Below are 12,629 nucleotides of genomic sequence, written 5' to 3'. Positions count from 1 at the left end.
AATTTGATTGTGACAACTATGAATTATCTTGGTCGTTTTGCCCCATCGCCTTCTGGCCCATTACACTTTGGTTCACTGATCGCTGCACTGGGCAGTTACTTTCAGGCACGTAGCCAACAAGGGCAATGGATTGTACGTATTGAAGATCTCGATCCTCCCAGAGAAATGCCCGGTTCTGCACAATGGATTTTACAAGCCCTAGAGGCTTATGGTTTATACTGGGATGGTGAAGTGGTTTATCAAAGTCAGCGCCATGAGCTTTATCAAACCCAAATCGAGGCATGGTTACAATCGGGACAAGCTTACTATTGTCAGTGCTCTCGTAAACAGGTAAAACAGGCAGGAGGCTACTACCTTGGTACTTGTCGCCATTTAGTGCTGAATAGAACACCGTCGAGTGCGATTCGTTTACGGATGGATCACCCCGTCTACTCTTTCATCGATTTGAAACAGGGAAAAATTACGATTCCCGATGCCCTAGCAGAAGAAGATTTCATCATTAAAAGACGGGATGGGCTGTTTGCTTATAACCTTGCCGTGGTGATTGATGATATTCAGCAAGGCGTCACACAAGTGGTACGCGGGGCAGATTTAATTGAACCGACAGGTCGACAAATCAGTCTGTATCACAGTTTGCAACAAAAGCCAGTTAGCTACTTACATTTACCATTGGCGATGGATGGCAACGGAAATAAACTCTCTAAACAGAACCATGCAACGGCCATTAATATTGACCAGCCAAAACCGACATTAATTCGGGCAATGACGTTTTTAGGCTTTGATATACCAAAAGATTTTATGGATGCTCGACTCGAAGAAATGATCACTTGGGGCAGCCAGAACTGGCAGATAAAACAATTGCCAGAAGAGACAGAGATCACACCGTGATTCTCAAAAGGCGCTGTGTACGCTATTATTAGCCGAAATTTCGGCCCATTTAAGCCTCAAAAGGTGCACCACAACGCTTGAATAGCCAACACCAATCATTGTCAGATGCACATGAATAATAATGAATTAGAACCACGCGAACCTCATGCTTATCCTGAGTTAGCGCTCAATATCATCACTCGCCAAGATCACAATATCTCTCGGCAGTCGATCAGTGAAAATGCTCTCAAAGTTTTGTATCGGTTACACGGTGCTGGCTTTGAAGCTTATTTAGTAGGAGGCGGTGTCAGAGACTTACTCCTCGGCTCCACTCCAAAAGATTTTGATATCGCCACCAATGCCACACCAGAACAAATTCGTCAGCTCTTTCGCAACTGCCGATTGATCGGGCGTCGTTTCCGCCTTGCTCATATTATGTTTGGACGCGATATTGTTGAAGTCGCCACCTTCCGTGGGCACCATCAAGAAACCAATCAACACATCGCTGCCCAGTCAGAAGCGGGGATGTTACTGCGCGATAATGTCTATGGCACTATCGATGAAGATGCGGAACGTCGTGATTTCACCATCAACGCCATGTATTACAACATCGCCGATTACAGTATTCATGACTACGCTGGTGGGATGGAAGATCTTGAAGATAAACTGGTGCGCCTTATCGGTGACCCAGAAGTCCGTTATCGAGAAGATCCGGTCCGCATGTTACGAGCGATCCGATTCGCCGTTAAACTTGATTTTGATATTGAAGAAGATACCGCCGCTCCCATTGAACAATTAGCGCCGCTATTACGAGACATTCCATCGGCTCGTCTCTATGAAGAGTCGTTGAAAATGCTACAAACTGGCTATGGGTTAGAAACCTATCACCTGATGAGAGAGTACAATTTGTTCCAACAACTCTTTCCACAGATAGCCGAGCATTTTACGGAAGATGATTCCTCATTGACGGAACAAATGCTGGATTTAGCACTCGATTCTACCGATATTCGTATTGAAGAGGGGAAACGAATCAACCCAGCCTTCATGTTTGCCGCCTTCTTCTGGTATCCGATGATTAAGCTGGCCGAACAGATCATGGAAACGCATCAATACAATTTTTACGATGCCGTCATGGAAGCCAGCAATAAGATCCTCGATCAAGTGGTAAAAACGATTGCGATTCCCCGTCGTCATACCACAACGATCCGCGAAATTTGGCAAATGCAGCTTCGCCTGCCACGTCGTACGGGTAAACGAGCTTTCCGCCTACTTGAATTAAATAAATTTCGAGCTGGGTTCGATTTTCTGGAAATGCGGGGAGAAATTGAAGGTGGAGAGGTCAAACAACTGGCGAATTGGTGGCAGACCTTCCAAAATGCAGGACGAAATATGCGCCAAGCGATGGTCGCTGACTTAGGTAGCAGTACTGAAAGTCATAAAGCTGGGCCTCGCCGACGTAAACCTTCAAACCGTAAACGGAAACCAAAAGGTAAAACCGCATCATGATCACCACTTATATCGCTATCGGTAGCAACCTTGGCGATCCAGTGAATCAAACGAAACAAGCGATTGAGGCTTTAAAAAAGCTGCCTCAATCCCAATTTATTGTCGCATCATCGTTGTATTCCAGTACACCGATGGGGCCACAAGATCAGCCCGATTACATCAATGCGGTGGTGGCCATCACAACACAATTAAGCCCGCTTGAACTGCTCGATTGCACCCAAGCTATTGAACAGCAACAAGGGCGAGAGCGCAAAGCTGAGCGTTGGGGGCCGAGAACGCTCGACTTAGACATCGTGCTCTATGGACAAGAAGTGATAGATTGTGAACGATTAACCGTACCACATTATGGGATGAACGTTCGTGAATTTGTCCTTTATCCGCTGTATGAAATTGCCCCGCATTTACAGCTTCCCGATGGAACTAAGCTTAGTGATCGACTTAACCAAGTGGCACGGAATGGGCTTAGTATTTGGCCGTCGCCAACGGCAAGTAAGGATATCGAATGAAAAAAATCACCATTAATGATCTGATCAAGTGGAAACAGGAAGGTCGAAAATTTCCCACCTCGACCGCCTATGATGCCAGTTTCGCTCAATTGTTTGAAAGCCAAGAGATGCCGGTTTTATTGGTGGGTGACTCATTAGGAATGGTTCTCCAAGGGCAAACCGATACTCTCCCCGTCACGGTCGAAGAGATAGCCTACCATACTCGCTGCGTACGTGCGGGTAGCCCTAACTGCCTACTAATGGCCGATATGCCTTTTATGAGCTATGCAACGCCAGAACAAGCCTGTGAAAATGCCGCCACCTTGATTAGAGCCGGTGCCAATATGGTAAAAATCGAGGGGGGAGATTGGCTGGTTGATACGGTAACAATGCTGACCGAGCGAGCGGTGCCTGTTTGTGCTCATCTGGGTTTGACCCCTCAGTCCGTCAATATTTTTGGTGGTTATAAGGTCCAAGGCCGCGAACAAGATAAAGCAGATCGCATGGTTAAAGATGCGATTGCCCTCCAAGACGCGGGAGCGCAAGTCATATTACTGGAATGTGTCCCAGCAGGCCTTGCAAATCGAATCACTGAATTGCTGGACGTGCCCGTCATTGGTATTGGTGCTGGCAATGGTACGGATGGACAAATTCTGGTTATGCACGATATGTTTGGTATTTCAGCCAACTACATGCCAAAATTCTCAAAAGATTTTCTCGCAGAAACCGGCGACATGCGCCAAGCCGTTGCCAAATATATGGCTGATGTTACCAGCGGCGCATTCCCTGATGATGCACACACTATTGCCTAAAGGAGTACTCCATGCAAACTTTTGCTGATATTTCAGCTCTTCGTGAGCAGATAAAACAGTATAAGCGTGATGGTCGCCAAGTGGCTTTTGTTCCGACAATGGGCAATTTACACGAAGGTCATTTGACCTTAGTTCGTAAAGCACGCGAGCTGGCCGACATCGTTGTGGTCAGTATTTTCGTCAATCCGATGCAGTTTGATCGAGCAGACGATCTCAATAACTACCCACGAACACTGGATGAAGATCTGAGCAAATTAAACAGCGAAGGGGTTGATCTCGTCTTTACACCGACTCCTGATGTGATGTATCCCCATGGATTAGATAAACAAACATTTGTCGAAGTGCCAGGGCTTTCACATATGCTTGAAGGGGCCTCTCGTCCTGGTCATTTCCGTGGTGTGGCCACCATTGTTAGCAAACTCTTTAATATTGTGCAGCCCAATATTGCCTGCTTTGGTGAGAAAGACTTCCAACAATTGGCTGTCATTCGCCAGATGGTTAACGATCTGTGTTTGGATATTGAAATTGTCGGAGTTCCTACCGTTCGTGAAATGGATGGATTGGCAATGAGTTCACGCAACAATTTGCTGACCATCGATGAACGCCAGCGAGCACCAGTATTAGCAAGAACCATGCGTTGGATGAGCAGCGCCATTCGAGGTGGCCGAGACGATTACCCTTCTATTATTGAAGATGCGATTGATCAGCTACGAGCTGCCGATCTCGAACCCGATAACATCTTTATTCGAGATGCACACACATTGCAACCCATCACTAGCGACAGTAAACAAGCTGTCATTTTAATCGCGGCACATTTAGGAAAAGTAAGGTTAATTGATAACCAAGTTCTTGATCTCTCTGGTGAGACTAAAGAGAGCTCTGAAGAAGAATAATGCGATACTTTTCGGTAAAAGAAATAATGGTCATTCCCATATAAGTGAGAATGACCATTTTTTATTAACAACGTTTTATTAATAAGTGCCCATGACTGAATAGTGCAAGCCGCCAATCCAATAAAAATAGCCGCTTATCCTCCAGCCCTGAGAATTTAGCTGCGTAGCCCCTTCCCTTTTGTCACCAGATAGTGAGCAACGGCATAAAGCATCACCACAAAGATCCCAAGCACACTGAACGATGTCACAATATCCACATCGGACACGCCTAAGAATCCATACCGAAACGCATTCACCATATAAACGATGGGGTTAATTTTTGAAACACCTTGCCAGAAATCGGGTAATAAACTGATCGAATAAAACACACCACCTAAATAGGTCAGCGGAGTGAGGACAAAGGTCGGAATAATGGAAATATCATCAAATGTTTTAGCAAAGACGGCATTGATTAACCCCCCCAGAGAAAACACCACCGACGTTAAAAAGACCGTTGCACAAATGATTCCCCAGTGATCCACATTTAAATCGACAAAGAAAAGTGAAACAGTAGTCACAAAAGCGCCAACGAGCAAACCACGGGCCACTCCTCCCATCACATATCCGGCAATAATGACGTAATTGGGAACAGGGGCGACCAAAAGTTCTTCAATATTTTTTTGAAACTTAGCACTGAAAAAAGAAGACGCCACGTTAGAGTACGAGTTGGTGATCACCGACATCATGATCAAACCGGGCACGATGTACTCCATATAACTAAAACCATTCATCTGCCCGATACGAGAACCGATCAAGTTACCAAAAATGACAAAGTATAAGCTCATCGTGATCACGGGAGGCACTAATGTTTGTACCCAAATTCGCGTAAAACGAGTAATTTCTTTACGTAGCAGGCTACAAAAAGCGGTCCAATAAATCGCGTACATTATTTATCTCCCTGACTCTGATCACGCACAATGGTCACGAACAACTCTTCTAAACGGTTCGCTTTGTTACGCATAGAGAGCACCTTAACTCCCTGTTGAGTCAACTGAGTAAACACGGAATTCAGCCCTTGGCTTTTTTCTAACTCAATCTCTAATGACCCATCGACAATACGCTGAGAAATCACATCGGTCAGTGGCTGTAATAGACGTTCATCATCAATATCCAAAATAAAGGTTTCTACGCTTAACTTACCCAGTAGCCCTTTCATCGAGGTGTTCTCAATGAGCTCCCCCCGATTAATAATGCCAATATTGCGACATAGCATCTCTGCTTCTTCTAGGTAGTGGGTCGTTAGAATGATGGTAATGCCTTGCTGATTGATCTGCTTTAAAAACGCCCACATTGAACGACGTAGCTCAATATCAACCCCTGCCGTCGGTTCATCCAAAATCAATAACTGGGGTTCATGCATCAAGGCACGAGCAATCATCAAACGACGTTTCATTCCCCCAGAAAGGTTACGAGCCCTATCTTTACGCTTATCCCAGAGATCTAACTGTGTCAGATAGGTTTTAGCTCTCTCTTTCGCTAGTGACGCTGACACCCCGTAATAGCCCGCTTGCTGCATCACAATCTGTTCAACCGTTTCAAAAGGGTTAAAGTTAAACTCTTGTGGTACCAAGCCTAAATGTTGTTTGGCTTGCTCAAGATGGGTGTCGATATTGTGGCCAAAAACCTTTACCTGACCGGAGGTTTTATTCACTAGGGAAGAAATAATACCAATCGTGGTGGACTTACCTGCGCCATTAGGGCCAAGTAAGGCGTAAAAGTCCCCTTTTCTAACGGTTAAACTGACCCCTTTCAGTGCCTCAAAACCACCTTGGTAGGTTTTGCGCAACTGATCGATTTCTAATGCATACATAGTGGTGCAAACTCTTACAGTGACAACCTAGTAGATGTGCTGCTTAGCGACTGAATTTTCAACCCCTTAGCTTAAATATATCCACTTATCACACAGAAGAAGAAAATGACATTACCCAAAGCGATAAATTGAGCTTATCTATAGATGTTTAAAATGTACCTTACATAAAAGTCTACCTATAATGTGTTTTGGTTCTCATCTTTATCAACAATATCTTGCAAAAAAATTGCTTACATTAACTGCTCAGATGAGTAGGCTGTTAACACATTTTTCAGAGAATCACGTAATGACATTGTGTATAGTTGGCTCAATCACTAAAGGGAACGCAGATGCCAGAACTTAAACAGCTTTTTGAAAATAATTCACGTTGGTCAGAATCAATCAAATCTGAACGACCAGAATACTTTGCCAAACTCGCCAAAGGACAAAACCCCGATTTTTTATGGATTGGCTGCTCCGATAGCCGAGTTCCAGCAGAGCGCCTAACTGGGCTTTATTCGGGTGAATTATTTGTTCACCGAAATGTGGCGAATCAAGTAATTCATACCGATTTAAACTGCTTATCCGTGGTTCAATACGCCGTAGATGTGCTTAAAGTAAAACACATCATCATTTGTGGTCATTATGGCTGTGGCGGTGTAACGGCGGCAATTGATAACCCTCAACTTGGCCTTATCAATAACTGGCTACTACACATCCGAGATCTTTATTTTAAACATCGGGCGTATTTAGAAAAAATGCCAGAAAAAGATCGTTCCGATAAGTTGGCAGAAATTAATGTTGCGGAACAAATGTATAACCTAGGTAACTCCACCATTATGCAAAGTGCCTGGCAACGAGGACAAGATGTGGAACTGCATGGGGTCGTTTACGGGATTGAAGATGGGAAACTGGAATATCTCGGTCTACGCTGTGACTCGCAAGAATTAGTTAATGATAGCTATCAAAAAGCACTAGAAAAAATCCTGAATCCAGAACATACACTCTTGTGTCGTTAAGCTTGTTGATTCCTATTCAAGAGGTTAACCAGCAACGTGCCCACTTTCGTGGGCATTCTTTTCTCAAAAGACCGATCATTCCAGAGGGATCACTTTCCCGATAAAGGGTAAATGGCGATATTTTTGTGCGTAATCAATGCCAACCCCCACCACGAATTCATCGGGGATCTCAAAGCCAATCCATTGCACATCAACGTTGACTTCACGTCGAGAAGGCTTATCAAGCAAAGTACAGATATGGATTGATTTAGGCTCACGCAAAGATAAAAAGTCTTTTACTTTACTGAGTGTGTTACCCGTATCAATAATGTCTTCTACCAGTAAGACATCTTTACCTTTAATATCATCATCCAGATCTTTTAATATTCTGACATCTCGGGAACTTTCCATACTGTTCCCATAGCTAGAGGCCGTCATGAAATCCACTTGATGAGTCAACGAAATGGCCCGGGCTAAATCTGCCATAAAAACAAAAGAGCCGCGCAAAAGACCGACCAAAACGAGGTCTTCACTGCCTTGATAATGTTCCGTTATTTGTTGACCTAACTCACGAATTCTTTCCTGAACCTCTTGTTCAGAAATCATTACTTCAACTGTATGTTTCATACCTATCTCGTTGGTTAGAGCGATATTGACCGTTAAAAAAGTGATATATCGCTAAATTGTTCGGCGCGTATAGTACCACTGCATAGAGTGAGTGTTAACCTTTGTGCGAGGTGAGTGCCATCTAGCCCCTTAAGAGAAAAAGCCCCCGACCCCCATGATTTTTAAGTCATCAATAGAAGGTCTTGAAAGTGAAACACTTTTGTCTTAATGGCGATTATTTAAGCATAATATATTGACCTGACACATATGCACCATTACACTCATAGCGTTTAAAACACATTATAAAAAATCATTAGCGTGACAAACACGCAACAACTCAGTCAATTGGCAAGGATACAACTATGGACGCATCTATTGAGAAACGCCCCAGAACACGGCTTTCTCCGCAAAAACGTAAACAACAACTCATGGAAATCGCACTGGAAGTGTTTGCCAAACGAGGGATTGGTCGTGGAGGGCATGCAGATATCGCTGAAATTGCCCAAGTATCTGTGGCAACCGTCTTTAACTACTTTCCTACTCGGGAAGATTTGGTGGACGATGTACTAACCTTTGTTGTTCGTCAATTCTCTAACTTTCTCACCGATCAGATTGATCTTGACCTCGATGCTAAAGAAAATATGCACAACATTGCTTCAGCAATGGTAAATCTGGCTATTGATGATTGTTATTGGCTAAAAGTATGGTTTGAATGGAGCGCTTCAACTCGAGAGGAAGTCTGGCCTTTATTTGTCTCGAGCAATAAAACGAACCAGTTATTGATTAGAAATATTTTTGTCAAAGCTATCGAGCGTGGTGAAGTTTGTGCTCAACTTGATGCCGAAAATTTAGCGATGCTATTTCACGGCGTTTGTTATTCTCTCTTTGTACAAGCCAACCGAGTGCGTGATGAACAAAAAGTCTGCCAGTTAGTCAACCATTATTTAGATATGCTGTGCATCTATAACCGAGAACATTTATCTATCGCCTCTTAGTGCACACTCTCGTTCAGTAAAAAAGCCGCTTGAACAATCAGCGGCTTTTTTATGTTACTTTAAATTAACCATTACTTTTTCTTTTTCGCTTTCGCGTTCGGTAAATCAGTAATCGTTCCTTCAAACACTTCTGCTGCAAGGCCAACCGACTCATGCAGTGTTGGGTGAGCGTGAATCGTGAGCGCGATATCTTCGGCATCACATCCCATTTCAATCGCAAGACCAATTTCACCCAGCAGTTCACCGCCATTGGTACCGACAATCGCGCCACCAATCACACGATGCGTCTCTTTATCAAAGATAAGCTTAGTCATACCATCAGCACAATCTGAAGCAATGGCACGGCCTGAGGCTGCCCATGGGAAAGTGGCCACTTCATAGCTGATACCTTCAGCTTTGGCTTCTTTTTCTGTCTTACCCACCCAAGCCACTTCTGGCTCAGTATAAGCAATTGAAGGAATCACTTTTGGATCGAAGTAATGTTTCTTACCAGCAATAACTTCAGCGGCTACGTGGCCTTCGTGAACACCTTTGTGCGCCAACATAGGCTGACCGACAATATCACCAATTGCAAAAATATGAGGAATATTGGTGCGCATCTGCTTATCGACATGGATAAAGCCACGCTCATCCACCTCTAAGCCCGCTTTCTCCGCATCCATCAATTTACCATTTGGAACACGGCCTATCGCCACTAGCACAGCATCATAACGCTCAGCTTCTGCTGGTGCTTTTTTACCTTCCATTGACACATAGATGCCATCTTCTTTGGCTTCTACTGCTGTCACTTTGGTTTCAAGCATCAAGTTAAATTTGTTTTGGATACGCTTGGTATAAACTTTAACAATGTCTTTATCTGCCGCTGGAATGACTTGGTCAAACATTTCAACCACATCAATCTGAGAGCCAAGAGCGTGATAAACCGTTCCCATTTCTAGACCGATAATACCGCCACCCATGATCAGCAGTTTCCCTGGGACCTCTTTCAGTTCCAGTGCATCGGTTGAATCCCAAATACGAGGATCTTCATGTGGAATAAAAGGCAGTTTAATTGGGCGAGAGCCCGCAGCAATGATGGCATTGTCAAAGTTAACAACGGTTGTCCCCTCTTCACCTTCCACTTCAATGGTATTGGGGCCAGTAAATTTGCCAAAACCGTTAACCACATTCACTTTACGCATCTTAGCCATACCGCCAAGACCGCCCGTTAATTGGTTAATCACTTTCTCTTTCCATAAACGAATTTTATCGATATCCGTTTGTGGTTCGCCAAATACAATGCCGTGTTCAGCAAGCGCTTTGGCCTCTTCTATCACTTTCGCAACATGAAGTAGGGCTTTTGAAGGGATACACCCAACATTGAGACACACACCGCCAAGCGTGTTGTAACGTTCGATAAGTACGGTATCCAGACCTAAATCGGCACAGCGGAACGCTGCGGAGTAACCAGCAGGACCGGCACCAAGTACAACAACTTGGGCTTTAATTTCTTTGCTCATTTCGACCTCTTATAGTCAATATCCCTAACAGGCTAAGTGGAAGGTTCTATCTTATGTGTTAAAAAGCGCATCGCTTTAAAACGATTATTTTCAGACCGTAACAGTTTACAGAGATGTTAATGGTGTGAAAAGTAAATCCATGTAGCCTGTGAGCTAGACAACAATTCAATGACAAAAAAATTCCTTATCATCAAATTGCAAGATTATGCTTAAATCAAGGCGGCTCAACGCCGCCTTATTGTTTATGTCATGCTTATAATACTAAGCGACGAATATCGCTCAAACAGCCATTTAAGTACGTGATAAAACGCGCACCTTCCGCACCATCAATCACACGGTGATCGTAAGAAAGAGAGAGCGGAAGTTGTAAACGTGGCACAAACTCTTTGCCATTCCACACTGGCTTCATTTCCGATTTAGATACCCCAAGGATACCCACTTCTGGCGCATTAACGATTGGGGTAAATGCCGTACCACCAATACCGCCTAAGCTTGAAATCGTAAAGCAGCCACCTTGCATATCTGCCGCCGTTAATTTACCCGCACGAGCTTTTTTCGATACTTGCGCCAGCTCTTCAGAAAGTTCATAGATGCCTTTCTTATTCACATCTTTAAAGACGGGAACCACTAGGCCATTCGGTGTATCTACGGCAATACCCACATTAACATACTTCTTAAGGATCAAGCTTTCGCCATCTTCAGACAACGAAGAGTTAAACGCAGGGAAGGCTTCTAATGCTTTAGCGACCGCTTTCATGATGAACACCAGTGGGGTGATCTTCATTCCGGTGTCTTTCTTCGCTTCGATAGCGTTCTGCTCTTTACGGAAGTTTTCTAGCTCCGTGATATCCACGTTATCCCATTGGGTTACGTGTGGGATCATCACCCAGTTACGGTGTAGGTTCGCGCCAGAAATCTTCTTAATGCGTGAAAGTGGTTGAACTTCAGTGTCACCAAACTTGCTAAAGTCCACTTTAGGCCAAGGAAGCAAACCAAGGGCCGCACCATCGCCTTTACCAGAAGCTGCTGCCACAGAACCAGACTCAAGACGTTTTAGCGCTTCTTTCACATAGTTCTGCACATCTTCTTTTAAGATTCGGTTCTTACGACCAGAGCCTTTTACTTTCGCTAGGTTTACACCAAACTCACGAGCGAGACGGCGAACCACTGGAGAAGCATGAGCGTATTCATGATTCTCTTGGAAGTCTGCGGTCGCAGGAGCGCTCGCTTGTGCAACTGGAGCAGGGGCAGCGCTTGGTGCAGAAGTTTGCGCAGGAGCAGAAACCACTACTTGGGTAGGCACTGCGCCTGCCACTTCAAACACCATGATCAGTGAGCCAGTAGAAACTTTATCACCGGTCGCCACTTTAATCGCTTTCACTTTACCAGAAAAAGGCGCAGGGACTTCCATTGACGCTTTATCACCTTCAACGGTGATCAACGATTGTTCTTCTTCAACCATGTCGCCAACCGCAACCATGATTTCAGTCACTTCAACTTCATCACCACCGATATCTGGCACTTGAACGTCTTTATCTGCTGCTACGGCAGCCGGAGCGGCTGGAGCGCTAGCTTGAGCCACAGGCGCTGGAGCCGCAGCGCCAGAACCGGCAACTTCAAAGACCATGATCAAAGAACCCGTGGTCACTTTGTCACCAGAGGCAATTTTGATCTCTTTCACTGTACCAGCGAAAGGCGCGGGCACTTCCATCGAGGCTTTATCGCCTTCAACGGTGATCAACGATTGCTCTTCTGTTACCACGTCGCCGATGGCAACCATGATTTCAGTGACTTCAACTTCATCACCACCAATATCCGGTACTTGAACTTCTTTTAATTCAGCAGAGGCAGGAGCAACGGCCGCAGCAGCAACAGGAGCCTCAGCCACAGGAGCCGCTGCAGCGGCACCTTCAGCTTCAAACACCATGATCAAAGAACCCGTTGTGACTTTATCACCGACAGTCACTTTGATCTCTTTAACAATACCTGCTTGAGACGCAGGAACTTCCATTGAGGCTTTATCACCTTCAACAGTGAGAAGCGATTGATCTTCTTCAACCTTGTCGCCAACGCTGACAAGAATCTCAGTAACTTCAACCTCATCGGCACCGATATCCGGTACATTAATTTCGATTGCCAT

General features: G+C 44.7%; 12 protein-coding genes. 7 read left to right on the top strand and 5 right to left on the bottom strand.

Annotated features, from left to right (window positions below; genetic code table 11):
- Positions 1–18: 18 nt before the first annotated feature.
- The 5 genes from gluQRS (at position 19) to panC (ending at position 4,563) form a co-directional block, all read left to right on the top strand.
- Entirely contained in the window at positions 19–888 is an 870-nt protein-coding gene (gene gluQRS, locus B5D54_RS08165; protein ID WP_078926052.1) for a tRNA glutamyl-Q(34) synthetase GluQRS, read from the top strand.
- A 111-nt stretch (positions 889–999) separates the two neighbouring features.
- On the top strand, positions 1,000–2,373 hold the full coding sequence (pcnB, locus tag B5D54_RS08160; protein ID WP_115173961.1) for a polynucleotide adenylyltransferase PcnB: 1,374 nt from the start codon (positions 1,000–1,002) through the stop codon (positions 2,371–2,373).
- Positions 2,370–2,879, top strand: a complete 510-nt coding sequence (gene folK / locus B5D54_RS08155; RefSeq protein WP_078926050.1) for a 2-amino-4-hydroxy-6-hydroxymethyldihydropteridine diphosphokinase — start codon at positions 2,370–2,372, stop codon at positions 2,877–2,879. Before pcnB ends, folK begins: the two co-directional genes overlap by 4 nt.
- On the top strand, positions 2,876–3,670 hold the full coding sequence (panB, locus tag B5D54_RS08150; RefSeq protein ID WP_078926049.1) for a 3-methyl-2-oxobutanoate hydroxymethyltransferase: 795 nt from the start codon (positions 2,876–2,878) through the stop codon (positions 3,668–3,670). Before folK ends, panB begins: the two co-directional genes overlap by 4 nt.
- Before the next feature lie 11 nt (positions 3,671–3,681).
- The gene (gene panC, locus B5D54_RS08145) at positions 3,682–4,563 is read left to right on the top strand and encodes a pantoate--beta-alanine ligase (protein WP_078926048.1); all 882 of its coding nucleotides are present in this window, start codon (positions 3,682–3,684) and stop codon (positions 4,561–4,563) included.
- A gap of 155 nt (positions 4,564–4,718) precedes the next feature.
- Here the strand turns inward: panC and B5D54_RS08140 are convergent, their stop codons facing one another.
- Together B5D54_RS08140 and B5D54_RS08135 are read right to left on the bottom strand one after the other, a co-directional pair.
- Entirely contained in the window at positions 4,719–5,489 is a 771-nt protein-coding gene (locus B5D54_RS08140; RefSeq protein ID WP_078926047.1) for an ABC transporter permease, read from the bottom strand.
- Complete coding sequence (locus tag B5D54_RS08135) at positions 5,489–6,412, bottom strand: ABC transporter ATP-binding protein (RefSeq protein ID WP_078926046.1); 924 nt, start codon at positions 6,410–6,412, stop codon at positions 5,489–5,491. The genes B5D54_RS08140 and B5D54_RS08135 overlap by 1 nt, the downstream gene beginning before the upstream one ends.
- 329 nt (positions 6,413–6,741) lie before the next feature.
- On the opposite strand from B5D54_RS08135, the gene can reads away from it, so the two are divergent.
- A complete protein-coding gene (gene can / locus B5D54_RS08130) occupies positions 6,742–7,410 on the top strand; it encodes a carbonate dehydratase (RefSeq protein WP_078926045.1) in 669 nt (222 codons plus the stop codon).
- Between the two features lie 75 nt (positions 7,411–7,485).
- Here can and hpt read toward each other — a convergent pair whose 3' ends face one another.
- Positions 7,486–8,016: a hypoxanthine phosphoribosyltransferase gene (gene hpt, locus B5D54_RS08125; RefSeq protein WP_078926044.1), complete on the bottom strand. Its 531-nt coding sequence runs from the start codon at positions 8,014–8,016 to the stop codon at positions 7,486–7,488.
- A 341-nt stretch (positions 8,017–8,357) separates the two neighbouring features.
- Between hpt and B5D54_RS08120 the strand changes: the two genes are divergently transcribed.
- Entirely contained in the window at positions 8,358–8,990 is a 633-nt protein-coding gene (locus B5D54_RS08120) for a LuxR/HapR/OpaR family quorum-sensing transcriptional regulator (protein ID WP_078926043.1), read from the top strand.
- Between the two features lie 71 nt (positions 8,991–9,061).
- On the opposite strand, the gene lpdA is transcribed toward B5D54_RS08120, so the two are convergent.
- Both lpdA and aceF read right to left on the bottom strand, forming a co-directional pair.
- Positions 9,062–10,489: a dihydrolipoyl dehydrogenase gene (lpdA, locus tag B5D54_RS08115; RefSeq protein ID WP_078926042.1), complete on the bottom strand. Its 1,428-nt coding sequence runs from the start codon at positions 10,487–10,489 to the stop codon at positions 9,062–9,064.
- 253 nt (positions 10,490–10,742) lie between these two features.
- Complete coding sequence (aceF, locus tag B5D54_RS08110; protein ID WP_078926041.1) at positions 10,743–12,629, bottom strand: pyruvate dehydrogenase complex dihydrolipoyllysine-residue acetyltransferase; 1,887 nt, start codon at positions 12,627–12,629, stop codon at positions 10,743–10,745.

The sequence above is a fragment of the Vibrio cincinnatiensis DSM 19608 genome, assembly GCF_900167345.1.
In the GTDB taxonomy this organism is placed as follows: Bacteria; Pseudomonadota; Gammaproteobacteria; order Enterobacterales; family Vibrionaceae; genus Vibrio; species Vibrio cincinnatiensis.
Note: the sequence above shows the minus strand (reverse complement) of the source record. Positions and strands in the feature narration are given on the sequence as shown.